This is a genomic window from Streptomyces sp. ALI-76-A (assembly GCF_030287445.1).
Lineage (GTDB): Bacteria > Actinomycetota > Actinomycetes > Streptomycetales > Streptomycetaceae > Streptomyces.
Genome location: NZ_JASVWB010000002.1, coordinates 1,355,477 through 1,376,979 on the forward strand (window position 1 = coordinate 1,355,477; position 21,503 = coordinate 1,376,979).

Below are 21,503 nucleotides of genomic sequence, written 5' to 3' on the forward strand. Positions count from 1 at the left end.
CGCCGGTCCGAGGAGAGAGCACCCGACCTGACACAGCGGTAATGGGTCTCACCTCCTCGACACGTCCGGCTGGGACTGCCCTCAGCCGGACGGTCACATTACCCCAACGACCGCCCACGGACGGCCTTCGCCCGCCGGGCCAGGGCGTCCGCCGACCGCCTGGACGTGCGGTGTGCGGCTGCTCCGCGGGCGACCGCCGCCTTGTGAACCGCCCGGGGTCGTCGCCGGCATGGGTGTGGGGTCCGGCATCTCCATGGATGCCGGTGTCCGCCTGGTCGCCGGTGTCCCCGTGGACTCCGGTGTTTCGACGGTCGCCGGTGTCGCCGTGGACTCCGGTATGTCCTTGGTCCGCGGCACGTCCGTGCTCATCGGACGATCGCCGCGCAACGCACCGCCACCAGGATCTGCGCGGCGCCCGGGACGGGCCGGCCCACCCCGGCGACGGCCTCGGTCTCCGAGCCGGTCTGCGGACCGCCGTCCCGCGCGAACACGTACGCCTTGGGCACTGCTTCCACTCTCCTTCGCTGTCTTCCGCCGTTCTCGCCGCCCGCGGGGCACCGGTGGTCACCGACCACGGGAGGACCGGCCACCGGACACGGCACCGGTCGGCAAGGAGGCGCGGCGCCCGGCTGTTCCCGGTGGGCCGGACAGTTCATACGGTCTTCACGGGCGCCGGCCGGGCCGGGGACCCGGCACCGCTGACAGGCACGTACGGTTGACCGCGTAAGCAGTCACTCCCGTCGCCCCGCTGGAACCGCATGAACGTCACCCGAGGCTTCACCGGACGCGCCCGCGTCGACAATCCGAGGCTGCCGCCAGGACAGTACGACGCCGGCGAGGACTGGCCCGTCCTGTCCGCCGAGGTCACCCCCGACCTGGCGCCCACCGACTGGACCTTCCGCGTCGATGGGCTGGTGGAGCAGCCGCACACCTGGAACTGGGACGAGGCGCACGCGCTGCCGGCGTCCGCCTACGAGGGCGACATCCACTGCGTGACGAGCTGGTCGAAGTTCGGCGTGCGGTTCGGGGGCGTGTCCCTGGACGCGTTCCTGGCCGTGGTGCGGCCCCAGGGGTCCGCCACCCATGCCGTGGCCTACTCGCACACCGGGTACACCACGAACCTCCCGCTCGCCGATCTCACCGGCGGACGGGCCTGGATCGCCTGGGAGTACGACGGGAAACCGCTGCCGTCCGAGCACGGCGGGCCGGCCCGGCTGCTGGTGCCGCACCTCTACTTCTGGAAGAGCGCCAAGTGGATCGCTGGCCTGCGCCTCCTCGACCACGACGAGCCGGGCTTCTGGGAGCAGAACGGCTACCACGCCCGGGGCAACCCCTGGGAGGAGCAGCGGTACTCCGGTGACTGAGACGTCCGCTTCCCCCTCCTGCCCTCCCCCGATGCCTGCTCCTGGGGCCTTCACTCCCCCGACCAGGTTCGCCGTGCCGGGGCGGATCGCGGTGAGCGCCCAGGCCGCCGCGGTGTGGCAGACCGCCACGCTCACCGGGATCCGCCGCGAGACCCCCCGCGTCTCGACGTTCCGGTTCGCGGTGCCCGCCTGGGCGGGGCATCTGCCCGGCCAGCACCTGATGCTGCGGCTGTCCGCGGGAGACGGCTATGTGGCCCAGCGCCACTACTCGATCGCGTCCGCGCCCGACGACTCCGGACACATCGAGCTGACCCTGGACCATGTCGAGGGCGGTGAGGTCTCCGGCTGGTTCCACTCGGTGGCCCGGCCCGGGGACGCGGTCGAGGTGCGCGGCCCGCTGAGCGGCTTCTTCGCGTGGCCCGGGGACCGGCCCGCGCTGCTGATCGGCGCCGGCTCCGGCGTCGTACCGCTGATGTCGATGGTGCGGCACCACCGGGCGCGCGGACTGTCCGTGCCGCTGCGGATGCTGGTGTCGGCGCGCGGCCCCGAGGAACTCATCTACGCCCGGGAGCTGGGCGCGGAGACGACGGCCGTGTTCACGCGGAGCGCGCCGGCGGGCGTACCGGTAGGACGTATGGCCGCCGCACATGTGGCGCCGCTCCTGGCCGAGCAGCCGCCTGGTGGGTGGGAGGCCTATGTGTGCGGCTCCAACGCCTTCGCCGAACACGCTGCACGGCTGCTCGTCGCGGCCGGCCAGCCCGTGGACCGTATCCGGATCGAGCGCTTCGGCTGACGGGAGGCGTCCCGGATCCGGGTGGCTGGTTCCCGCCCGCCTGCCGCCCCCGCGTTTCGCCGTTCCCCGGCTGGGCACTCCGCAGCGACGGTCCCCCGCTCGGACCGTCGGTGCGCGTTGCCGGTGGAGGGGTACCGGATCCGAGCGGGCACTCGCAGGTGTGCGCGGTGCGGAGGTCGACATGCGAACCCGGGTGCGCGGCTGGCGCTGGCGGCGCAATCCGTTGCGGCGCCGGTCCGATGTCGTCGAGGCGTGGACGGTGCTGGCCGTCGCGATGCTGCTGGCCGTCGGCGCACCCCTGGCCGGGGCGGTCGTGGGCTGGTGGGCCCATCATGAGGCGCGGGCGGTCGCCCTGGAGCAGCGGGCCGAGCGCCAGCGCGTGCGCGCGGAGGTGGTGGGCAGGACTCCCGACTCGTTGCCGTCGGTGGGCGGCCGGGAGCACACGTACCGGGTGACCGTGCGCTGGACCGAGCCCGGCAGCGGGCCGCGGACGGCCACGGCGCGGGTCCCGTCGGGGACCCAGCGGGGAGAGACGGTCGACGTGTGGTTCGACTCCCGCGGGCGGAACGTGGCCCCGCCGCCGGACGGCACCGCGGTCTGGCAGCACACCCTCGCCATCGGCGCGTTCACCACGGGAAGCGCGGTCGCCGTCGTCCTCCTCGGCCACTCCGCCGTCCGCTCCACGGCCGGCCGCCGCAGGATGGCCGAGTGGGAACGCGAGTGGGCGCTCACCGAGCCGCGGTGGACACGCCGCCGGGCACCTTGAGGCTCCGCAGCCGGTGACCCGACCATCCCCGGCGGTCCCCCGGGCCCCGGGATCTCCCGCTCCCCCGCCACGACCGTGCCGCCCCGCACCCTGACCAGCGGTGCGGCGCGTCGGCCGGCGCCTCGGCGGACGACCTCGTGGTGCCGGTGTGGCGTGGAGCGCGGCAAAGACCTGGCGAGACGTCGGAGCACCCACGTACGGTGTGATCATCCGCACTCACTCTTCGCAAAGGCGGTCCCACATGGCCCTGTTCGACCTGCCCCTCGACGAGCTCCGGGAGTACCGCAGCGCGTCGGCCGAGCCCGAGGACTTCGACGCGTTCTGGTCCAAGACGCTCACGGAGGTCCGCGCCCACGACCTGGACGCCCGCTTCGAACTCGTCGACACCGGCCTGGCCACGGTGAAGGTCTACGACGTGACGTTCGCCGGGTTCGGCGGGCACCCCGTGAAGGGCTGGTTCACGATCCCCGCCGAGGTCTCCGCGCCGGTGCCGCTGGTCGTGGAGTTCGTGGGGTACGGCGGTGGGCGCGGGCTGCCGCACGAGCATCTGCTGTGGGCGTCCACGGGCCGGGCGCACTTCGTGATGGACACCCGGGGCCAGGGCAGCGCCTGGGGCGGCGGGGGCGGTACCGCGGATCCGGTGGGCGGCGCTCCCTCCTACCCCGGTTTCATGACCCGGGGCATCGACGCGCCCGAGAACTACTACTACCGGCGCGTGTTCACGGACGGGGTGCGGGCGGTGGAGGCGGCTCGTTCGCATCCGCTGGCGGATCCCGCGCGCACGGTCGTCCTCGGTGCCAGCCAGGGCGGCGGCATCTCGATCGCGGTGGGCGGCCTGGTCCCGGACCTGACGGCGGTCGCTCCGGACGTGCCGTTCCTGTGCGACTACCCGCGCGCGGCGACACTGACCGACCGGCACCCCTACCGGGAGATCGGCCTCTACCTCAAGACGCACCGCGGTCACACCGAGGAGGCCCTGCGCACCCTCTCCTACTTCGACGGCGTCCACTTCGCCTCCCGTGGGCGCGCGCCGGCCCTGTTCTCGGCGGCCCTGGAGGACCAGACCTGCCCGCCCTCCACTGTCTTCGCGGCCTTCAACGCCTGGGGCCACGAGGAGAAGGCGATCGAGGTGTACGACTTCAACGACCACGAGGGCGGCGGCCCCTTCCAGGAGGCGGCCAAGCTCCGCTGGCTGCGGTCGTACGCCTGAGGGGTCCGCGCGGACCCGCCTGAGGGTCCGGTGAGGAGGGGTGTGAGCGGGTGACGGGCGTGTGGTTCCCCCTCCGCTCGTCGCCGGACCCGACGTCCTCCGTGGAACGCGACGGGCCACCTTCCGCCCAGTCCGACCAGTCGGTATGTTCAGGACGCCCGGCCCGCGTCCCGCGCGCCGGGTTTCCGGCGGACGACGGAGGGTCCATGTCCCAGTACGCGCCCGAGGTGCACGGCCACTGCGACGCGCGCTTCGCCGCGGTGCGAGCGGCGTTCGAGGAGAACTTCCGGGACCGCGGGGAACTCGGTGCCGCGGTCACCGTCACGGTCGACGGCGAGACCGTGCTGGACCTGTGGGGCGGCCGGGCCGACGCGCGGGGCACCCGCCCCTGGGAGCGGGACACCCTGGTCAACGTGTGGTCGACGACGAAGGGGCCGACCGCGCTGTGCGCCCACATCCTCGCGGACCGCGGCCTGCTCGACTTCGACGCGCCGGTGGCCGCCTACTGGCCCGAGTTCGCCGCGGCGGGCAAGGAGAAGGTCCTCGTCCGGCATCTGCTGTCGCACCGGGCCGGACTGTCGGGCCTGCGCGAGCCGCACTCGCTCGCCCAGTTGTACGACTGGGAGCTGACGACGAAGCGGCTGGCCGCGACGGAGCCCTGGTGGGAGCCGGGGACCCGGTCCGGGTACCACGCGCTGACGTACGGCTTCCTGGTCGGGGAGGTCGTCCGGCGCGTCACGGGGCTGCTGCCCGGCGCGTTCCTGGAGCGGGAGGTGACCGGGCCGCTCGGCATCGACTTCAGCATCGGGCTGCCGGAGCAGGAGGCCGGCCGGGCAGCCGAGCTGGTGCAGCCGCCGGTCGCCGCGAGCAGTGAACAGGCGGCGGTGTACAGCCAGTTGGCGCCCGCCGCACTCGCCGCCGTGGCCAACCCCGGGGTGGGTGCGGCCGCGGCCAACTCGCCGGAGTGGCGAGCCGCGGAGATACCGGCCGCGAACGGCCACGGCACCGCGCGGGCCGTCGCCGCGCTCTACGGCGTCCTCGCGGGCCGGGGATCGTACGACGGGCAGCGCGTCCTGTCCCCGGAGGCCGCCGAGCGGGTGCGGGAGGGGCAGGGCCGCTGCCGGGACCTGGTGCTGGGACCCGGCTTCCCGAGCGAGACGGAGGCCGGGCTCGGACTGTGGCTGAGCGGTTCGAACGGTTCGTACGGGCCCAACCCGCGCGCCTTCGGCCACGACGGCTTCGGCGGCTCCTGCGGTCTCGCCGATCCGGAGGCGGGCGTGTCCCTGGGGTACGTGATGAACCGCATGGGCCCCCACATAGCCGACGACCCGCGGAAGATGGCGCTGATCGACGCCCTGTACCGCGCGCTGTGACCCGAACGGCCCGGACCGGTCGGGCTGGTCGGGCTGGTCGGACACCGGCCCTGGACCTCGTGCGCCACGTCGTCTGACGGCGGGCCGTCCCGCTACGGCAGCCTGCGGGCCACGACCATCCGGACCCGCGGGCTGCCGTCCCGTCGCCGCCCGAACTCGGGCAGTGCCTTGAACTCGACCCGGAATCCGGCGTGTTCCAGCTCCCGCCGCACGTCCCCCGTCCGGAACGCCCGGTAGTACATGACGAACGGCGGCCGCCACACGGCGTTGCGCACCCGCATCACCGCGTCGAAGACCAGCAGCGCCCAGTAGGCGCGGGACGCGGGGCGCGGCGGCGCCACCACCGGGAAGGCGAAGCATCCGCCCGGCCGCAGCACCGAGTGGACCTGGGCGAACAGTCCCGGCAGTTCACGCGGCAGGAAGTGGCCGAACGCCCCGAAGCTCACCACGAGGTCGAAGGCGGACCCGAACGGCAGGGCGCGCGCGTCCGCGCGCACCCAGGAGACGTACGGGCCGGGCGGCCGGACGCGCTCCCGCGCCACCTGGAGCATGCCGGTGCTGAAGTCGACCCCGGTCGCCCGGTGCCGGCACACCCGCGCCAGCACGCCGACCCCGGCGCCGGTGCCGCAGCACAGGTCGAGCCCGGCGTCGAAGGGGCCCATGCGCTCCAGCGCCGAGGCGACGGCGTCGAGCACCGAGTCGGGGGTGCGGAAGGGGGTGTGGTCGAACTTCGGGGCGAGCAGGTCGTAGCCGCGTTCGACGGACGACAGCGCCTGCACGGCGAGTTCGCGGAGCCGGGGACCTTCGGGGCTGAACATCCGCGTCAGCTTAGGGGAGCCCGCTGCCCGAGGACCGCGAGCACCCGCTCGCACCAGCGGACGTTCTCCGTCTCGAAGGCGATGCCCGCCATGAGCGTCAGATACGGGCCGATCCGGCCGGCTTCTCGCAGGTACTCCTCCTCCGTCCGCCCGGCGAGGAGCCGCTCGCGCACGCGTGCGTAGCGGTCGAGCTTTCCGCGTGCCCACGCCCCGCGTTCCTCGACCAGGGCGCGGGTCGCCTCCGGGTCGGTGCCGTCCATCGCCTGGATCTTGATCAGGAATTCGTCGCGCAGTGCCGTGGGCCGCCGGGTCGGTGCCACGGCGAAGGCGTCCAGCTCCCGTCGGTCGGCCTCGGTGAGCATGAACATCCGCTTGGTGGGCCGGCGTTCCTAGAGCTGCTGAGGCGTGGCGGGCCAGAAGTTCGCGAGGGACACGTCGAAGACCTTGGACAGTTCGTAGCCCGAGGCCTCGCCCTCCAACAGGGCGGCGAGAACGGCGTACTTCAGCGACATGTGGACACGCTCACAGCACGTGAATATTCTACTCGACACCTACTCAACAATTTGACTATGGGAGATCCGATGCGCGCATTCCGCGAGGCGGTCGAGGCCGGCGACCTCGACGCCGCTGTGGCGCTGCTGGCCGAGGACGTGGTCTTCACGAGTCCGGTCGTGTTCAAGCCGTACGCCGGCAAGGCGATCACTGCGGCCATCCTGCGCGCTGTGGTGCGGGTCTTCGAGGACTTCCGCTACGAGCGGGAGCTGAGCGGCGCGGACGGCCGCGACCACGCGCTGGTGTTCACGGCCCGGGTGGGCGACCGCGCGATCAGCGGCTGCGACTTCATCCACCTCGACGACGACGGCCTGATCGACGCGTTCACGGTCATGGTCCGCCCGTTGTCGGGCGCCCAGGCCCTCGCGGCGGCGATGGGCGCCCAGTTCGACCGGATCGCCGAGGAGGCGGAGACCCGGACGGGGTGAGTGCCGGGCCGCCCCGGCCCCGTCGACACGCCGACGGCCTCCGCTGGTCCACCGCCTTCGGGCGCACGGAACAGCGGAGGCCGTCGACGTGTCGGCGAACGTACGACCGACCGTCCGACGTGTCCCCTCTCACAGACGTGACCGCGCACGGCGTGGTACATTCCGAACAGCACTTGTGTACGCCCGTCTCCGGGCGCCGGTGCCGGTTCTCTTCAGACAGTCGAACCCTCGCCGCCTCATGGCAGGCACATCGACTTCCCGACACCACCTCGCGCAGGGCTCTTCCGCCGTACCCGAGGTGCTGTTCCCGCCGCCGGGGCGTGCTCTTGTTCCGCCTCTCCTCGCGGCTCCTCCCCTTCCTTCTTCCGCATGTCTCCCGTGCATCCGTCCGTGAAAGGACCCCCATCATGACCACCACACTCCAACACCCTCCGGTGCAGCGGCAGCTCCCGGCCCGGTTCGCCACCGGCGTCCTCGACATCGACACGCACGGGAAGGGGTATCTGCGCTCCCCGGCCCTGCTGCCCTCGCCCGCCGACCTCCAGGTCCCTCCCCAGCTCGTCCGCCGCCACGGCCTGCGCAAGGGCGATCTCGTCGACGGCGTACGCGGCGCCCAGCGCGCCCTGACCGAGGTCGCCCGGATCAACGGGCGCACCCCCGACGAGCAGCGGACCCGGCGTCACTTCCGGGATCTGACACCGCTGCATCCCCGGGAGCGGCTCCGCCTCGAACACCGGGCGGCCGGGCTGACCGGCCGGGTGACCGACCTGATCGCCCCCGTCGGCAAGGGGCAGCGCGGGCTCATCGTGGCGCCGCCCAAGACCGGCAAGACCGTGCTGCTCCAGCAGATCGCGGCGGCCGTCGCCGGCAACCACCCGGAGGCCCGGCTGATGGTCGTGCTGCTCGACGAACGTCCCGAGGAGGTCACCGACATGCGGCGCTCGGTGCGCGGCGAGGTGTACGCCTCCACCTTCGACCAGAGTCCGAAGCAGCACATCGCGCTCGCCGAGCTCGTGATCGAGCGGGCCAAGCGGCTCGTCGAGGCCGGCGAGGACGTCGTCCTCCTCCTGGACTCCCTCACCCGGCTGTGCCGGGCCCACAACAACGCGGCCGCCGCCGGTGGCCGCACCCTCAGCGGCGGCGTCGACGCGACCGCGCTGATCGGCCCCAAGCGGTTCTTCGGCGCCGCCCGGCTGGCCGAGGAGGGCGGCTCTCTCACCATCCTCGCCACCGCTCTGGTGGAAACCGGCTCCCGCGCCGACGGCTTCTACTTCGAGGAACTCAAGGGCACCGGCAACATGGAGCTGCGCCTCGACCGCGAGCTCGCCTCCCGCCGTGTCTTCCCGGCCCTCGACATCAACCTCTCCGGCACGCGTCGCGAGGAACTCCTCCTGGCCCCCGCCGAGTTGACCGTGGTCCACGGCCTGCGCCGGGTCCTGCGGAACCAGGACGGCCAGGCCGCCCTGGAAACCCTGCTGGAGCGCATGCGCGAGACCCCGGACAACGCGGCCTTCCTGCGCCGTGTCCAGCCGACGCTGCCCTCCGGCCGACCCGCCGTTCCGAGACCCCCGGCTACCGCCCCGGACCGCCCTGGGACCGCCCGGCCGACGGGACGTGCGGCATCCGGGTGCTCGGCGGCCCCGCTCGGCCGGGGCAGCGCCGTGTGGGACGGGTCCGTTCCTACGTTTGCGGTATGACGATCGGATGTACTGCCCGGGTTGCCGTGTCCGCCTGCGTGCTCGGGGTCGCCGGCCTGCTCACGCTCGCGCCGGCCGCCGTGGCGGCCCGAACCGGCGTGGATCCCGGGACACCCGGCGCACCCCGGGTGGCAGCCCCGCAGCCCGCCCTGCTGTACCGCTCCGGCACCCAGGTCCGGGCGCGCGCCGGAGCCCCCGAACTGCCGGACGTCTCCGCGCTGTCGTGGCTGGTGGCCGACGCCCGCACCGGTGAGGTGCTCGCCGCGCACGACGCGCACCGCAGGCTGCCGCCCGCCAGCACCCTGAAGACCCTGTTCGCCCTCACGGTGCTGCCGGTCCTCCCGCGGGGCATCCGGCACACGGTCCACGAGGACGAGCTGACCGGGATCGGCGCCGGCAGCAGCCTGGTCGGAGTCGCCGAGGGGCGCACGTACCGGGTCCTGGACCTGTGGCGCGGGGTGTTCCTCAACTCCGGCAACGACGCCGTGCGGGTGCTGGCCGAGCTGAGCGGCGGCTGGCGTTCCACGGCCGCCCGGATGCAGGCCAGGGCCCGTGCGCTGGGCGCCCGTGACACGCGCGTGCTCTCGCCGGACGGGTACGACGCGCCGGGTCAGGTGTCCTCCGCGTACGACCTCGCCGTGTTCGGCCGGGCGGGGCTGCGCAACCCGGAGTTCGCACGGTACTGCGGCACGGTCGAGGCCAGGTTCCCGGGCCGTGGCGGAGGGTCGTACCCCATCCGCAACACCAACCGGCTGCTGACCGGGGAGGACGGAGTGCGGCCGTATCCGGGACTGGTCGGCGTCAAGAACGGCTACACCAGCAACGCCGGCCACACGCTGGTCGCCGCCGCCCGCAGGGGCGGGCGCACGCTCGTCGTGACCGTGATGAACCCTCAGGCGGGCGGCGGCTTCGCCGTGTACGAGGAGGCCCGGGCCCTGCTCGACTGGGGCTTCGCCGCCGACGACCGGGTCGACCCGGTGGGGTCGCTCGACGCGCTGCGGGCCGTGCCGCACGCCGGCCCCCCGGCCGCGCTGCCGGCGGCGGTGCCGCCCGCCCCGGACGGGAGGCCCGGCTGGCGGGAGACGGGGGCGGTCGCGGGTGCCGCCGGACTCGGCGCCGGTGTCGTCGCCCTGGCGCTGCGGGCCGTCGCGGGCCGTTCGGTCCGGAGCTGATCGACCGGCAGCCACAGCAGCAGACCCAGCATGATCCACGTGTAGGCGTTGCCGCCGAGGAACCCGCCGACGCCGGACGCGTCGTCGAACCACAGCCAGACCACGCTCGTGCACAGCACCGCGTACAGGGCACCCGCGAGACGCGGATGCCCGGCGCGGACCAGTACCGCGAAGGACGGCAGCAGCCAGACCAGGTGGTGCACCCAGGCGACCGGGCTGACCAGGTAGCTGTACACGTCCCGGCTGAACAGCGGGGGCGCGAGCAGCAGCGGTGCCGCCCAGATCACCAGGACCGCCGTCAGGGCGCGCGGACCGGGCGGCCGGGGCCCGCGGACCAGCCGCCCGAGCAGGGCCCAGGCCGCGATCAGCAGCACGACACCGAAGTACGCGCCGACCAGCCCGAGCGCGGCGTGCGCGGAGGAGGGGGCCAGGAGTTCGCGCACGGGCAGGGCGCCGGCACTCTCGCCGCCCGCCGCGAGGAAGGCGGTTCCGGCCAGGCCGAGGACCTGGCAGCGGCGGAGATCGACGGAAAGAGCCATGGCCAGCACTCGGGAAGCGTGTCAACGTCGGGTGGCCGGAAAGGAACGTGCTCATCTCCGGGCGGGGGCCCGCCTGTGACCGGCACGTGAGGAGATACCGGCGGACGCGGCCGCGCGCCGGACGCCGGTCAGAACACCGACACGCCCGTCAGGGTCGTGAAACGGTCCAGGGCCGCGACCCCGGCCACCGAGTTGCCCCGCTCGTCCAGGCCCGGGCTCCACACACACAGCGTGCAGCGCCCCGGCACCACCGCGATGATGCCGCCGCCCACCCCGCTCTTGCCGGGCAGGCCCACCCGGTAGGCGAAGTCACCCGCCGCGTCGTACGTGCCGCAGGTCAGCAGTACCGCGTTGACCTGCTTGGCCTGGCTCTGCGAGAGCAGCCGGGTGCCGTCGGCGCGCACGCCGTGCCGGGCCAGGAACGTGGTGGCCAGGGCGAGATCGGCGCAGGAGGCCCTGAGGGAGCACTGCCGGAAGTACTGGTCGAGCAGGACCGGGACGGGGTTGTCGATGTTCCCGTACGAGGCCATGAAGTGGGCCAGGGCGGCGTTGCGGTCGCCGTGCGCGGACTCGGAGGCGGCGACCTCCTGGTCGAAGTCCAGGGTGGCGTTGCCGGTCTCCGAGCGGAGGAAGGACAGCAGTTCGCCGGCCGCGTCCCCGGTACGGGTGTGCAGGCGGTCGGTGACCACCAGGGCGCCCGCGTTGATGAACGGGTTGCGTGGGATGCCGTTCTCGTACTCCAGCTGGATCAGGGAGTTGAAGGGGTTGCCGGAGGGCTCGCGGCCCACGTGCTCCCAGAGTTCGTCGCCCTCGCGGGCCAGGTCGAGGGCGAGGGTGAAGACCTTGGTGATGGACTGCGTGGAGAACGGCTCCCGCCAGTCGCCCACCCCGTACACCGTGCCGTCCAGCTCGGCCACGGCCATGCCGAAGCTGCGCGGGTCGCAGGCCGCGAGCGCCGGGATGTAGCCGGCGGGCCGGCCGCGGCCCGGGGTCCGTTCGATCTCGGCGGCGATGCGCTCCAGGACCGGTTGGAACTGCGAGGACATGATCGTCATCATGCCGCACACCCGCCCGCGGAGCGCCCCCGGGTCGGCGTGGGATCCGTGCCGGCCGTTCCGGACGCGGCCCTGTCCCTGTTCCCGCGCGCGGCAGGCGGCCAATCAGGCATGTCTGGGGCCGGACTCCGCGTGCTGGCCCGCCGACAGCGGGCGCGCACGTCAGGGTGAACGTCTGCGGACCCGACGAACCGGGGTCCGCTCGGCCATCGAGCAGACAGGAGCGATGTTGCGTCACCGCGACGAAGGCGACGGAGCCACCGGCCGGCAGCGGCCGGCCGGCAGGAGAAGCACCGGGGCGGTCGGACCGCTGCGGCGAAGTGCCGCGGCCGGCCTGTGCGCGACGGCGGTGCTGATGGCCGGGTGCGCCATGCCCACCCCGTACGTGCCCCTGCTGGAGAACCCGAAGGACGGACGGACGTTCTATCTCAGTCCCGGAGGGGACGACAGCGAGGACGGCCGGACGCCGGAGACCGCCTGGCGCACGCTCGGTCGCGCCGACGCCCTGCGGTTCAAGCCGGGCGACCGGCTGCGGCTGAAGGCGGACGCACGTTTCCCGGGCCGCCTGAGCATCGGCCAGGGGGACGCCGGGAACACCCGCAGGCCGGTCGTGATCGAATCCTACGGAGCGGGCCGTGCGACGATCGTGGCCCGTGGCACCCGCGCCATCGAGGTGCACAACACGAGCGGGGTCGTGGTGCGCGACCTGCGCCTCGTCGGCGACGCCGCGTCCTACCGGACGCAGGACGGCCTCGCCTTCGTCAGCGATCTGCCCGGCGACCGGAAGCTGCCGTACGTCCGGGTCGCGGGGGTCGAGGTGTCGGGCTTCCGCAACGGCATCCGGCTGCACGGCGGCATCGAGGCGTCGGGCTTCCGCGATGTGGTGATCAGGGACTGCGCGCTGCACGACAACCAGGACGCCGGTCTCGTGGCGGACGGCCCGCCCTTCTCCGCGGCCGCGCCCGCCTACGCGCACGACGAGGTGACGGTGTCGGGGGTGGCGGCGTACCGGAATGTCGGGGACCCCCGGGCGTCCGGCCGCAACACCGGCAGCGGCATCGTCCTCGGCAGTGTCCACCGGGGCACGGTGGAGCGGTCCGTCAGCCACGACAACGGACGTTCGTCCTCGCCGGACGCCGTCGAGGGCCCCGAAGGCATCTGGACGTACGACTCGACGCGGATGACGCTCCAGCGAAACGTCTCCTACAGCAACCACACCGGCTCCACGGTGGACGGCGGCGGGTTCGGCCTCGACAACAACGTGTCCCACTCGGTGATGCAGTACAACCTGGCCCACGGGAACGACGGCGCGGGTTTCCTGGCGTACTCCGCCGCCCCCAACGCGGCGCACACGGGCAACACGATCCGGTACAACATCAGCCACGACGACAGTCGGAAGCTCCCGCAGTACGGCGGCATCGTCGCGCTCGGAACACGGGTCAGCGACCTCGCGGTCTACCACAACACGGTGCTGACCACGGCGAACGGCCCCGTCCGCGCGCCGGCGCTCCGGCTCGAGCCCGGCCTGCGGGGCATCACCGTGCGCAACAACCTGTTCGTCACGGACGGTTCGCCCGTCGTCGCGGCGCCGAGGGTCCTGGCCGCCTCGGCCGTCCTGATGCAGGGCAACGACTACCACAGCTCCGGAGAGTGGGGCCTGCTGTGGGGCGGGCGCGCGTACGACGACATGGCCGTCTGGCGCCAGGAGACGCGTCAGGAGCTGCTCGGGGTGCGGGTCACCGGCACCGACCGCGACCCCTGCCTCGTCCCGGTCCCGGTCGCCGCGGCCGGCCCGGACCTGCGCGGCAGCGGACCGACGCGCGGCGCACTCGCGGCACAGTGCGCCCACGCGCTGGCCGATGCCGCCGTGGACCTGCGGGCCATGGGCATCGATCCCGGGCCGGTGGACTACTTCGGAGCGCCGCTCAACGGATCGCCCGGTGTGGGCGCCGTGCAGGTCGGTCCGGCCGCCTGAGGGATCGTCACCCGCAGGAGCTCGCCCGGGCCCGGCGGCGGGACGTGGACCGGGCGTCCCAGGGCGCGGACGTGCCAGCCGGCCGCCCGCCACGCCACCGGGTCCAGGGCGTTGCGCGCGTCGACCAGCCGCGGTGCCCGGACCACCTCGGAGAGCCGGACCGGGTCGAGCGCGCGGTACTGGCGCCACTCGGTCAGGTGCAGCACCACATCCGCGTCGTGGCACGTCTCCATGACGTCCGCGCAGTAGGCCGGTCCGGGCAGCGCCGCGCGCGCGTTGTCGATGCCCGCCGGATCGTGCACGCGCACGTCGGCGCCCTGGGCGACGATCTCGGCGGTGACGGCCAGTGCCGGTGAGTCCCGCACGTCGTCGCTGTCGGGCTTGAAGGTGGCGCCCAGCACCGCGACCCGCCGTCCGGTGAACCCGCCGCCCAGCAGATGACGGGCCAGGTCGACCGTCCGCCGACGCTGCCGGTGGTTGATCCGGTCGATCTGGTGCAGGAAGGACACCGCCTCCCCCACCTGGAGCTCCTCGGCCCGGGCGAGGAACGCGCGGATGTCCTTGGGCAGACAGCCGCCGCCGAACCCGAGGCCCGCGGACAGGAACGCCCGCCCGATGCGCTGGTCATGACCGAGGGCGTCGGCCAGGGTCACCACGTCGGCCCCCGAGGCGTCGCACACCTCCGCCATCGCGTTGATGAACGAGATCTTCGTCGCCAGGAAGGAGTTGGCGGCGACCTTCACCAGTTCCGCGGTGGCCGGATCGGTGCTGACGTAGGCGACACCGGCCCGCAGCATCGGCGCGTAGACCTCGCGCAGCGTCCGGTCGGCGTGGGGCGAGGTGACCCCCACGACCAGCCGGTCGGGGCACAGCGTGTCCTGGACGGCGAATCCCTCACGCAGGAACTCCGGGTTCCAGGCGACCTCGGCCTCCACACCGGGGCGGATCTGGGCGGTGACCCTGCGGCCGAGTGTCCGGGTGGTGCCCACCGGCACGGTCGACTTGCCGACGATCAGGCTGTCACGGGTGAGCAGCGGCGCCAGGCCGTCGACGACCGCCTCGACATGGCTCAGGTCGGCGGCGAGGGAGCCGGCGCGTTGCGGTGTGCCGACACACACGAAGTGCACGTCGGCGAAGGCTGCCGCCGCCTCCAGGGAGGTGGTGAAGCGCAGCCGCCCGGCCTGCGTGTTCCTGACGAGGATCTCCGGGAGGCCGGGTTCGAAGAAGGGCGCCCGGCCTGCCGCGAGCGCCGCGACCTTCCCGCTGTCGGTGTCGACACCGAGGACGTCGTGTCCGATGTCCGCCATGCACGCGGCGTGCACGGCTCCGAGGTAGCCCGTACCGATGACGGTCAACCGCATGGGGGTTCTCCTGTCGTGGGGCCGCCGACGCCGACGGGTCAGCGGGCGTAGCCGTGAGGGTTGAGTTCCTGGAACCGCCAGGCGTCACGGCACATGGCGGCCAGGTCACGTGTGGTGGTCCAGCCCCAGGCCTCGGCCACCGCGCTCGCGTCGGCGACGAGTTCGGCGACGTCGCCGGGTCTGCGGCCGACGACCTGGTAGGGAAGGGGGCGGCCGCTCGCCTCGCCGAAGGCGGCGACCAGTTGGAGCACGGAGGTGCCGGTGCCGGTGCCCAGGTTGAACACGCGCATGCCGGTGTGGCCGTCCAGGTGCTCGACGGCCACCCGGTGTCCCTCGGCGACGTCCATGACGTGGATGTAGTCCCGCACTCCGGTGCCGTCCGGCGTGGGGTAGTCGTCCCCGAAGACGCTCAGCTTCTCCCGTCGGCCCACGGCGACCTGGGCGACGTAGGGCATGACGTTGTCGGGGACGCCCCGCGGGTCCTCGCCGAGCAGGCCGCCGGGGTGGGCTCCGACCGGGTTGAAGTAGCGCAGGGCGAGCACCTTCAGGTCCGTCAGGTGGGCGCAGACGTCCTCCAGGATCCGCTCGCACATCAGCTTGGTGCGGGCGTAGGGGTTGGTGGGGGCCACGGGGCTCCGCTCGGTCAGGGGCATCGTCCGCGCGTCGCCGTAGACGGAGCACGACGAGGAGAAGACCAGCCGGCGGACGGCGTGCTCGTGCATGACCGACAGCAGTGCGCAGGTGCCGCCCACGTTCGTGTCGTAGTACTCGACCGGCAGTGCCACCGACTGCCCGACCGCCTTGTGGGCCGCGAAATGGATGACCGCGTCCACCTGATGGGCTGCGAACACGCGCGCCAGGGCCTGCCGGTCGCGCACGTCGACCCGGTAGGCGGCGGCGAGCGGCCGCCCCGCGGTCTTGGTGATGCGGTCCAGGGCGTGCGGGGAGCTGTTGGCGTGGTTGTCGACGACGACGACCTCGTAGCCGTGGGCGAGCAGTTCGACGCAGGTGTGGCTGCCGATGAAGCCTGCGCCACCGGTCACCAGGACCGTTTCGGGCATCGGGCACCTCGTTCTCGTCAGGGAGGGGTGGGACGTTGCGGGCGGGGTGACGGGCGGCCTGGGGCGTCAGCCCGGGAGGAAGCCCCGCACGTAGGTGGGGAACAGCAGCAGCGCGAAGGCCAGCGGTGCGAGCGCGACGAGACCCGCGGTCAGCGGCACGATCGCCGTCCGCAGTGCCCGGGGCACGCCCACCCCCGCACACCTCGCGGTCTCACGGATGTGCAGCACGCTGACGGCGAGGGTCACCAGCGCGTAGGCGAGGGAACCGAGCAGACACAGGAACACGTAGCCGATCGCGGGGCCGGTCAGCTGTCCGACCACGGCCGCGCCGGACAGGACGGCGGTGAGCAGGAGATAGGGGAGCATCAGGCGCAGCGGCAACGGCTCCATGCCGTCACGGACCTTGGGCGTCACCTTGAAGACGACCTTCCTCGGCCGCAGGCGCTGCGCGAGCGCGGCCGCGGCTCCCCAGGCCACGTACGGCCAGCGGGTCAGCCCGAACAGCCAGCTCTCCCAGCTCAGCAGCGGCGCGTCGACGGGCCGCAGCAGCCCCCGCCTGCGCAGCAGCACGGTGAGCAGGATCAGGAAGAACGACATGGCCCAGAAGTGCAGGAGGAAGGCGACGTAGTTGATGTCGATCCACGGGTGGCCCGTGACCGCGGCGATCGGCGGCAGCAGCAGGCCGGCGGTGGTGGTCAGCGCGAGCAGCGGATAGTAGGAGAGGGCGAACGCGAACCGGATCCTCAGCCGTGCGGGCATGCGCCGCAGATGCTTCGGGAGCATTCCCAGCAGCATGAACACCAGGCTCCGCGACCACTGGAACTCCTGCGTCACCATGGCGGCGAAGGTGAGGGGGCCGTCGCCGTGCGCCTCCGCGTCGATGGCGAACGCACCGTGCCAGCCGGCCGAGTTCAGCAGGAACGTCGTCGAGAAGTCCTCGGCCAGCTCGGGGCCGAGCCCGCCGATGTCCTGGAGGGCGCGGGTCCGTACGGCGTAGTGGGAGCCGATGCACAGCGGGGCCAGGCCGTCGGAGTGGCCCAGTTGCATGGGTCCGTGGAAGGTGGCCTCGCGGTGCAGTCGTCCGCGTGCCGACCACGAGGTGCCGGCGTTGGCGTCGCACACGCTGGGGGCGGCGACGTAGCCGACGGCCGGGTCGGCGAACGGCCGGACCACTTCCGCCAGGTAGCGGGGGTGGGGCACGTGGTCGACGTCGAGCTGGGCGACCACGTCGTAGTCGCCGTAGCCCCAGTGGTCGTAGAAGTGCGCGAGGTTGCCCTCCTTGCACCGGGTGCGGCGGGGCCAGGAGTCCCGGTGGTAGGACGCGACACCGCGCCGGCAGGACACCCGCACGGCGTTGGCCTCGCACCAGGCCAGGATCTCCCGGTCCGGGTCCTCGTCGCACAGCCATACGTCGTAGGGATGCGGGAAGTCCTGACGCAGCATCGCGCTCAGGGTGGTGCGGGCGACCGGCCACGGCTCCGACGGTGCCCGGGTCACCACGAACGCGGTCCGCAGCCGGGGCACCTCGACGGCCGGGTCGAAGGTGCGCAGCCGCACCATCACGACGACGAAGTACAGCGGCAGCACGGACAGGTACAGCAGAAGGGCGCTGTTGACCACGAAGCCCGCCCAGCCGACGCGGTGTTCCGGGCGCAGCCACCACTCCCAGAAGCAGACGAGGGCGGTCCACCAGCACACCGCGAGCAGGGACACCTTCATCCGGTCCAGGCGTCCCAGCCGGGGGACCCAGGACGTGGGCCCGGGTGTGACCGGTCTGCGCGGCTTGCCGAAGACCGGTCCGTCGGCCGCCAGGTCGACGACGTTGCCCGACGAGAGGACCCACAGGTGGGTCCTCAGCATGGCGGCGTCGGCGTCCGGCAGACCCGGACCGCGGTCCAGGGCGGTGCCGCGCGCGCGGCCGGGGTCCGTCTGGGTCACGACGCGGCGGTGGTCGCGCCGACCAGGCGGGGCGCCGCGGTGGCGACGCCGTCCTGCTGCCCGCCCCGGATGGCGCAGAGCGCTGCGGCGATGTCGTCCGGTCGGGCGGCGAACCACTCCACCGTGCGCCGCAGACCGTCCTCGATGTCCACCTCGGGGCTCCAGCCCAGGCGCCGCGCCGCTCGGGCGATCACCGGCCGACGGCGGGCGGGGTCGTCGACCGGCAGCGGGTGGAACTGGATGTCGGCCTGGGACCCCGTCAGGTCCAGGACCCGTTCGGCGAGTTGCAGGACCGTCAGTTCGACGGGATTCCCGAGATTGACCGGTCCGGGTTCGTCGTGGTCGAGCATGGCGACGATTCCGCGCACCAGGTCGTCGACGTAACAGAAGCTGCGGGTCTGCTTTCCGTCGCCGTAGACGGTCAACGGCTCCTGCGCCAATGCCTGGACGATGAAGCTGGAGACGACCCGGCCGTCGTGCGGGCGCATGCGCGGACCATAGGTGTTGAAGATCCGCACGATTCCCGTGTTCGTTCCCCGGTGCGTCCGGTAGGCCTGGGTCAGCGCCTCGGAGAACCTTTTCGCCTCGTCGTAGACGCTGCGCGGGCCGATCGGGTTCACATGCCCCCAGTACGTCTCGTCCTGAGGATGCACGTCGGGGTCTCCGTAGACCTCACTCGTGGAGGCCAGGACGAAGCGGGCGTCGTGGCGTGCCGCCAGGCGCAGCGCGTTCTCCGTGCCGCGGCTGCCGACAGCGAGCGTTTCCAGCGGACGGGCGAGGTAGTCGGGAGGCGAGGCGGGACTGGCCAGATGGGCGACCGCGTCGATCGCGCCCGACACCTCGACCGACCGGCTGACGTCACCGCGGACGAGGGCGAACGCCGGGTCTGCGAGAAAGGGTGCGATGTTCGCGGGATCACCGGTCGAGAAGTCGTCGAAGCACACGACCTCGTCACCGCGCCGAAGGAGCGTTTCGCAAAGATGCGAACCGAGAAAACCGCCGCCACCTGTCACGGCCACACGCATGGATTCTCCTGGACTCGCCGAAGGGATCTCATCGCTCCGCCCGGCTCAAGGTGTACGGGAATCGGTCACCGGGTCAGGAGACGGCCTTCTCGGAGGCCGCACGATTCAGCATATGAGCGTAAATAGGACTTTTCGGAGTCCGACAGCACGGGCTGCGCCGATCAGCCGGTAGCGCATGAGGGGAGCCGTCTCCTCCCGTCCCGGCACCGCCCGGATCTGAAGGGGGCGCCACCCCGCCACGGTTCATCCCTTGGCGTGACGACACCGCGTGTCGGCCCGGCCGCCGTCGTCCCGCGCCCGGATGCCGTTCGCCGGACGGCCCGCGTCGTGCCGCTGCCGGCGAGTGCCTCGGGGCGAGGCCCGGAAGCGCCCGCACACCCCGCCGCGCGGCGAGCCGTCAGCCGCTCAGCGCACCGGTGGCCAGCAGCCCGAACAGCAGCACGCCCACGGCGATCCGGTAGATCACGAACGCGTTGAAGGAGTGCTTCGCGACGAACCTCAGCAGCCAGGCGACGGAGGCGTAGGCGACGGCGAAGGAGACGGCGGTCCCGACGGCGAGCGGCGCCATGCCCACCCCCGCGCCCAGCGCGTCCTTCAGCTCGTACAGGCCGGCGCCGGTCAGGGCGGGGATGCCGAGGAAGAAGGAGAGCCGGGTGGCGGCCACCCGGTCCAGGTCGAGAAGGAGCGCCGTGGACATGGTGGCGCCGGAGCGGGAGAAACCGGGGAAGAGCAGAGCCAGGATCTGGGAGCCGCCGACCAGCATCGTGTCCTTGAAGGAGGTGTCGTCCTCCCCGCGCTGGTGCCGACCCGTCCGGTCCGCCGCCCACATGACACCGCTGCCGGCGATCAGCGAGGCGGCGACCACCCACAGCGAGGCGAGCGGTCCTTGGACGAGCGGCTCGGCGGCCAGGCCCACGACGACGATCGGGACCGTCGCGCAGATCACCCACCAGGCGAACCTGTAGTCGCGGTGGTGACGCTCCTCGCGGTGGGCGAGCCCCCGGCCCCACGCGGAGACGATCCGGACGATGTCCTGGAAGAAGTACACGAGGACCGCGGCGATCGCGCCGACCTGGATGACGGCCGAGAAGCCGACGACGGCGTCGTCGTCGACGGGGATCCCCATGAGGCCCTCGACGATCTTCAGATGGCCGGTGGAGGACACCGGCAGGAACTCGGTCACCCCTTCGACGGCTCCGAGGACGACGGCCTGACCGACGCTGATGACGCTCATGGGATCCAGTTCTTCTCGGGGAGGCGGCGGGCCAGTCCTACCGCATGCCGACGAGAGGCGGACTTACCCCCACACGGCCCGCGCCAGGCCCACCCCGGCGAAAACCGCGCCCAGACCGGCCGCCACGCTCGCGATCACGTTGGCGGCGGCGTAGCGCCCGGCACCCGTCTCGGTCAGCCGGAGGGTCTCGTACGAGAAGGTCGAGTAGGTCGTCAGCGCCCCGCACAGACCGGTGCCCAGGAGCAGCTGGAGCTGGGAGTCGGCGGCTCCGGCGGCCGCCGCGCCGGTCAGCAGGCCGAGGACCAGACAGCCGGTGACGTTGACCGCGAAGGTGCCCCAGGGGAAGAGCGAGTCGTACCGGGACCGCACCGCGCGGTCGGTCAGGTGGCGGAGCGGGGCGCCGACCATGGCGCCCACGACGACGAGCAGCCAGTTCACGACGGACTCTTACCCTTCATGCCCGGATTGTCGCGATGGTGACGCCGGGTGTCGTGCTCACCGGCGAGCACGGTCACCCGCGGCGCACGGCCGGTGCGGGCGGTCAGCCCGGTCATGGCCGCCTCCCTCGCAGGACCCGCCGGGTGGCCCCGGCCGCCAGCCACACCGCGCAGAGCGCGGCGAGCAGGGTGGCGGCGAGGTAGGCCAGCCCCGTGCCCGGGTGGCCGGAGTCGACCAGCCTCTGGATGTCGACGGCGTAGGTGGAGAAGGTGGTGAAGCCGCCGAGGACACCGGTGCCGACGAACGGCCGGACCAGGCGGTGGGCGGCCCACACCTCGGTGACGACCACCATGAACACGCCGATCACGGCACAGCCGAGGACGTTGGTCCAGAAGGTCGCCCAGGGAAAGTCGCCGGCCCGTGCGGGCCACCCCAGGGCGAGCGCGTAGCGGGCGGCGGCACCGAGGGCACCGCCGAGCGCGACCGCCGCGACGACGGGGGCCTGGCCGCGCCGGTCGGGCCGCCGCCGGGTCCGCGCGGGGACGGGGAGGCTCTCGGCGTCCGGGGCTGTCATGGCGGTACGTCTCCTACTCGCCGGGGCCCGGTCGGACAGGCGGGCGCCAGAATGCCGGCCGGACGGGTCTTCGCGTCCGCTGCCGTCGCGAGCAGAAACCGTCGGCGGCACCAGCCGCGGTGCGGGTGCG

Annotated in this window: 19 protein-coding genes and 2 pseudogenes; 9 read left to right on the forward strand and 12 right to left on the reverse strand. The window is 73.0% G+C overall.

Features of this window, described 5'->3' with window-relative positions; genetic code table 11:
* Positions 1 to 365: 365 nt before the first annotated feature.
* Complete coding sequence (locus QQS16_RS07040; protein WP_353479662.1) at positions 366 to 506, reverse strand: hypothetical protein; 141 nt, start codon at positions 504 to 506, stop codon at positions 366 to 368.
* 252 nt (positions 507 to 758) lie between these two features.
* Here QQS16_RS07040 and QQS16_RS07045 point away from each other — a divergent pair, with 252 nt between their 5' ends.
* The 5 genes from QQS16_RS07045 to QQS16_RS07065 all read left to right on the forward strand — a co-directional run bounded on the left by QQS16_RS07045 (position 759) and on the right by QQS16_RS07065 (position 5,506).
* On the forward strand, positions 759 to 1,364 hold the full coding sequence (locus tag QQS16_RS07045) for a sulfite oxidase-like oxidoreductase (protein WP_286060748.1): 606 nt from the start codon (positions 759 to 761) through the stop codon (positions 1,362 to 1,364).
* A 31-nt stretch (positions 1,365 to 1,395) separates the two neighbouring features.
* Positions 1,396 to 2,157 carry a ferredoxin reductase gene (locus QQS16_RS07050; RefSeq protein ID WP_286060749.1) on the forward strand — a complete coding sequence of 254 codons (762 nt, stop codon included), beginning with the start codon at positions 1,396 to 1,398 and terminating at the stop codon, positions 2,155 to 2,157.
* Between the two features lie 181 nt (positions 2,158 to 2,338).
* Positions 2,339 to 2,923 carry an Rv1733c family protein gene (locus QQS16_RS07055; RefSeq protein WP_286060750.1) on the forward strand — a complete coding sequence of 195 codons (585 nt, stop codon included), beginning with the start codon at positions 2,339 to 2,341 and terminating at the stop codon, positions 2,921 to 2,923.
* Positions 2,924 to 3,164: 241 nt separating this feature from the next.
* Complete coding sequence (locus QQS16_RS07060) at positions 3,165 to 4,133, forward strand: acetylxylan esterase (RefSeq protein WP_286060751.1); 969 nt, start codon at positions 3,165 to 3,167, stop codon at positions 4,131 to 4,133.
* Between the two features lie 206 nt (positions 4,134 to 4,339).
* Positions 4,340 to 5,506: a serine hydrolase domain-containing protein gene (locus tag QQS16_RS07065; protein WP_286060752.1), complete on the forward strand. Its 1,167-nt coding sequence runs from the start codon at positions 4,340 to 4,342 to the stop codon at positions 5,504 to 5,506.
* Positions 5,507 to 5,598: 92 nt separating this feature from the next.
* Here QQS16_RS07065 and QQS16_RS07070 read toward each other — a convergent pair whose 3' ends face one another.
* Together QQS16_RS07070 and QQS16_RS07075 are read right to left on the reverse strand one after the other, a co-directional pair.
* On the reverse strand, positions 5,599 to 6,324 hold the full coding sequence (locus QQS16_RS07070; RefSeq protein ID WP_286060753.1) for a class I SAM-dependent methyltransferase: 726 nt from the start codon (positions 6,322 to 6,324) through the stop codon (positions 5,599 to 5,601).
* Between the two features lie 5 nt (positions 6,325 to 6,329).
* Positions 6,330 to 6,836 (reverse strand): annotated as a pseudogene (locus QQS16_RS07075) (PadR family transcriptional regulator).
* 69 nt (positions 6,837 to 6,905) lie between these two features.
* On the opposite strand from QQS16_RS07075, the gene QQS16_RS07080 reads away from it, so the two are divergent.
* The 3 genes from QQS16_RS07080 to QQS16_RS07090 all read left to right on the forward strand — a co-directional run bounded on the left by QQS16_RS07080 (position 6,906) and on the right by QQS16_RS07090 (position 10,173).
* Positions 6,906 to 7,304 (forward strand): nuclear transport factor 2 family protein, encoded by a 399-nt coding sequence (locus QQS16_RS07080; protein ID WP_286060754.1) that lies wholly within the window; start codon positions 6,906 to 6,908, stop codon positions 7,302 to 7,304.
* A gap of 407 nt (positions 7,305 to 7,711) precedes the next feature.
* A complete protein-coding gene (gene rho / locus QQS16_RS07085; protein ID WP_286060755.1) occupies positions 7,712 to 9,001 on the forward strand; it encodes a transcription termination factor Rho in 1,290 nt (429 codons plus the stop codon).
* The gene (locus QQS16_RS07090) at positions 8,998 to 10,173 is read left to right on the forward strand and encodes a D-alanyl-D-alanine carboxypeptidase family protein (protein WP_286060756.1); all 1,176 of its coding nucleotides are present in this window, start codon (positions 8,998 to 9,000) and stop codon (positions 10,171 to 10,173) included. The genes rho and QQS16_RS07090 overlap by 4 nt, the downstream gene beginning before the upstream one ends.
* Before the next feature lie 227 nt (positions 10,174 to 10,400).
* Here QQS16_RS07090 and QQS16_RS07095 read toward each other — a convergent pair.
* Positions 10,401 to 10,712 (reverse strand): annotated as a pseudogene (locus QQS16_RS07095) (MptA/MptB family glycosyltransferase); the annotation flags it as partial.
* A 128-nt stretch (positions 10,713 to 10,840) separates the two neighbouring features.
* Complete coding sequence (locus QQS16_RS07100; RefSeq protein WP_286060757.1) at positions 10,841 to 11,770, reverse strand: glutaminase; 930 nt, start codon at positions 11,768 to 11,770, stop codon at positions 10,841 to 10,843.
* 223 nt (positions 11,771 to 11,993) lie between these two features.
* On the opposite strand from QQS16_RS07100, the gene QQS16_RS07105 reads away from it, so the two are divergent.
* Entirely contained in the window at positions 11,994 to 13,742 is a 1,749-nt protein-coding gene (locus tag QQS16_RS07105; RefSeq protein WP_286060758.1) for a right-handed parallel beta-helix repeat-containing protein, read from the forward strand.
* Here QQS16_RS07105 and QQS16_RS07110 read toward each other — a convergent pair.
* The 7 genes from QQS16_RS07110 to crcB (QQS16_RS07140) all read right to left on the reverse strand — a co-directional run bounded on the left by QQS16_RS07110 (position 13,676) and on the right by crcB (QQS16_RS07140) (position 21,373).
* Entirely contained in the window at positions 13,676 to 15,103 is a 1,428-nt protein-coding gene (locus tag QQS16_RS07110; protein WP_286060759.1) for a UDP-glucose dehydrogenase family protein, read from the reverse strand. The two genes, QQS16_RS07105 and QQS16_RS07110, sit on opposite strands and share 67 nt — an antisense overlap.
* Positions 15,104 to 15,141: 38 nt before the next feature.
* Positions 15,142 to 16,164: a UDP-glucose 4-epimerase GalE gene (galE, locus tag QQS16_RS07115; RefSeq protein WP_286060760.1), complete on the reverse strand. Its 1,023-nt coding sequence runs from the start codon at positions 16,162 to 16,164 to the stop codon at positions 15,142 to 15,144.
* Between the two features lie 66 nt (positions 16,165 to 16,230).
* Positions 16,231 to 18,102 carry a glycosyltransferase gene (locus QQS16_RS07120; protein WP_286060761.1) on the reverse strand — a complete coding sequence of 624 codons (1,872 nt, stop codon included), beginning with the start codon at positions 18,100 to 18,102 and terminating at the stop codon, positions 16,231 to 16,233.
* Positions 18,099 to 19,127: a UDP-glucuronic acid decarboxylase family protein gene (locus tag QQS16_RS07125; RefSeq protein ID WP_286060762.1), complete on the reverse strand. Its 1,029-nt coding sequence runs from the start codon at positions 19,125 to 19,127 to the stop codon at positions 18,099 to 18,101. The genes QQS16_RS07120 and QQS16_RS07125 overlap by 4 nt, the downstream gene beginning before the upstream one ends.
* 397 nt (positions 19,128 to 19,524) lie before the next feature.
* Positions 19,525 to 20,361 carry an undecaprenyl-diphosphate phosphatase gene (locus QQS16_RS07130; RefSeq protein WP_286060763.1) on the reverse strand — a complete coding sequence of 279 codons (837 nt, stop codon included), beginning with the start codon at positions 20,359 to 20,361 and terminating at the stop codon, positions 19,525 to 19,527.
* Positions 20,362 to 20,424: 63 nt separating this feature from the next.
* Positions 20,425 to 20,799, reverse strand: a complete 375-nt coding sequence (gene crcB, locus QQS16_RS07135) for a fluoride efflux transporter CrcB (protein WP_286060764.1) — start codon at positions 20,797 to 20,799, stop codon at positions 20,425 to 20,427.
* A gap of 112 nt (positions 20,800 to 20,911) precedes the next feature.
* Positions 20,912 to 21,373 carry a fluoride efflux transporter CrcB gene (crcB, locus tag QQS16_RS07140; protein WP_286060765.1) on the reverse strand — a complete coding sequence of 154 codons (462 nt, stop codon included), beginning with the start codon at positions 21,371 to 21,373 and terminating at the stop codon, positions 20,912 to 20,914.
* Positions 21,374 to 21,503 lie beyond the last annotated feature (130 nt).

Excerpts from the sequence above, each read along its gene's own strand:
- QQS16_RS07060 (WP_286060751.1), top strand. The coding sequence starts at position 3,165 with ATGGCCCTGTTCGACCTGCCCCTCGACGAGCTCCGGGAGTACCGCAGC.
- crcB (WP_286060765.1), bottom strand. The coding sequence starts at position 21,373 with ATGACAGCCCCGGACGCCGAGAGCCTCCCCGTCCCCGCGCGGACCCGG.
- QQS16_RS07125 (WP_286060762.1), bottom strand. The coding sequence starts at position 19,127 with ATGCGTGTGGCCGTGACAGGTGGCGGCGGTTTTCTCGGTTCGCATCTT.
- QQS16_RS07130 (WP_286060763.1), bottom strand. The coding sequence starts at position 20,361 with ATGAGCGTCATCAGCGTCGGTCAGGCCGTCGTCCTCGGAGCCGTCGAA.
- QQS16_RS07080 (WP_286060754.1), top strand. The coding sequence starts at position 6,906 with ATGCGCGCATTCCGCGAGGCGGTCGAGGCCGGCGACCTCGACGCCGCT.
- QQS16_RS07100 (WP_286060757.1), bottom strand. The coding sequence starts at position 11,770 with ATGATGACGATCATGTCCTCGCAGTTCCAACCGGTCCTGGAGCGCATC.
- QQS16_RS07065 (WP_286060752.1), top strand. The coding sequence starts at position 4,340 with ATGTCCCAGTACGCGCCCGAGGTGCACGGCCACTGCGACGCGCGCTTC.
- galE (WP_286060760.1), bottom strand. The coding sequence starts at position 16,164 with ATGCCCGAAACGGTCCTGGTGACCGGTGGCGCAGGCTTCATCGGCAGC.
- QQS16_RS07050 (WP_286060749.1), top strand. The coding sequence starts at position 1,396 with ATGCCTGCTCCTGGGGCCTTCACTCCCCCGACCAGGTTCGCCGTGCCG.
- QQS16_RS07110 (WP_286060759.1), bottom strand. The coding sequence starts at position 15,103 with ATGCGGTTGACCGTCATCGGTACGGGCTACCTCGGAGCCGTGCACGCC.
- QQS16_RS07070 (WP_286060753.1), bottom strand. The coding sequence starts at position 6,324 with ATGTTCAGCCCCGAAGGTCCCCGGCTCCGCGAACTCGCCGTGCAGGCG.
- QQS16_RS07105 (WP_286060758.1), top strand. The coding sequence starts at position 11,994 with ATGTTGCGTCACCGCGACGAAGGCGACGGAGCCACCGGCCGGCAGCGG.
- QQS16_RS07045 (WP_286060748.1), top strand. The coding sequence starts at position 759 with ATGAACGTCACCCGAGGCTTCACCGGACGCGCCCGCGTCGACAATCCG.
- QQS16_RS07055 (WP_286060750.1), top strand. The coding sequence starts at position 2,339 with ATGCGAACCCGGGTGCGCGGCTGGCGCTGGCGGCGCAATCCGTTGCGG.
- rho (WP_286060755.1), top strand. The coding sequence starts at position 7,712 with ATGACCACCACACTCCAACACCCTCCGGTGCAGCGGCAGCTCCCGGCC.
- QQS16_RS07090 (WP_286060756.1), top strand. The coding sequence starts at position 8,998 with ATGACGATCGGATGTACTGCCCGGGTTGCCGTGTCCGCCTGCGTGCTC.